This is a genomic window from Micromonospora sp. M51 (assembly GCF_018070305.1).
Classification (GTDB): Bacteria; Actinomycetota; Actinomycetes; order Mycobacteriales; family Micromonosporaceae; genus Micromonospora; species Micromonospora parva.
In genome coordinates this window covers 1-1,416 of the sequence record NZ_JAGPXZ010001105.1, presented here as the reverse complement: position 1 = coordinate 1,416, position 1,416 = coordinate 1, and the positions used below count along the sequence as shown (strand labels likewise).

The 1,416-nt window shown below is 71.0% G+C and carries 1 protein-coding gene; it reads left to right on the top strand.

Features of this window, described 5'->3' with window-relative positions:
• Positions 1–213 precede the first annotated feature (213 nt).
• The coding region (locus tag KBX53_RS32830) for a Na+/H+ antiporter NhaA (protein ID WP_210863744.1) at positions 214–1,416 on the top strand (1,203 nt) is incomplete at its 3' end.

The window sequence follows — 1,416 nt, the reverse complement described above, 5'->3', positions numbered from 1 at the left end:
CCGGTGTCGCTGCGTGCATGCCCGCCAAGGTCGCCGCCCTCCCCGCGCGATCTTGCACTTTCTGTCGCGACAAATGACACGGAAGCCCGCAACCCGACCACCGAAAGCGCAAGATCGGCGCAGTGGGGGAGGGGTGAGCGCGCGCGGTCGTCTTCGGCGGGGAGGAGTGGCAATCGGGGCCGTGTGACGGTCGGGTCGGCGAAGATTGTCCCCGTGACGAGCGACAACATGCGCCGGGGCTGGACCAGCCGAACGGCCTGGCAGGGGCGGATCAACGCTCCGCTGCGCCGGTTCCTGCGCACCGAGACCGGCGGCGCGCGGGTGGTGCTCATCGCCGCGCTGGCCGCTCTCGGCTGGGCGAATCTGCATGTGTCGTCGTACGAGTCGGTCTGGGGTACCTCCCTGTCGATCCAGCTCGGCGGCTGGACCGTGTCGCACGACCTGCGTACCTGGATCAACAGCGGCCTGATGACGTTCTTCTTCCTGGTCGCGGGGCTGGAGTTGCGCCGCGAGTTCGACATCGGCGAGTTGCGGGAGCGGCGTCGCCTGGCGTTGCCCATGCTGGTCGGGATCGGTGGCATGCTCGTGCCGGTCGCGATCTATCTCGCGATCAACGCCGGGCGGACCACCGCCGCGGGGTGGGGCGCGGTGATGGCCACGGACACGGCGCTCGCGCTCGGGGCTCTGGCCGTCTTCGGGCCGCGCTTCTCGGAACGGTTGCGGGGTTTCCTGCTGACCGTCGCCGTCGTCGACGACGTGGTGGCGATCGCGGTGCTGGCCGTCGCGTACCCGCACCATCCCTCGGTGACGGCGCTGGTCGTCGCGGCGGTGATCTTCGGCGTCGTCCTGCTCGTCCGGGCGTGGGGTGTGCGCTTCGGGCCGGTCTACGGGGTGTTGGGGGTGGCGGCCTGGTTGGCGGTCTCGATGTCCGGCGTCGATCCGGTGGCGGTGGGCCTGGTCATGGGGTTGCTGACCTACGCGTACGCCCCCGGCCGCAGCGACCTGCAACACGCCAGCGACCAGTTCCGCCTCTTCCGGGAACAGCCCACCCCGCAACTGGCCCGCATGGCGCGAGCCGGGCTCACCGCCGCGCTGTCGCCGAACGAGCGGCTGCAGACGCTCTACCACCCGTGGGCCAGCTACCTGGTGGTGCCGCTGTTCGCGCTGGCCAACGTCGGGATCGTGATCGACGCCGACCTGCTGGCCAGGGCCGTGGCCTCCCCGGTCACGCTCGGCGTCGTGGTGGCGTACGTCGTGGGCAAGCCGGCTGGGATCCTGCTTACCGCGTGGCTGGTGGCCCGGCTGAGCGGTAACCGGTTCCGGCCGCCCGTCGGGTGGATCGCCGTCCTCGGGGTCGGCACGGTCTCCGGCATCGGGTTCACCGTCGCGCTGCTGATCGCCACCCATGCCCTGGAC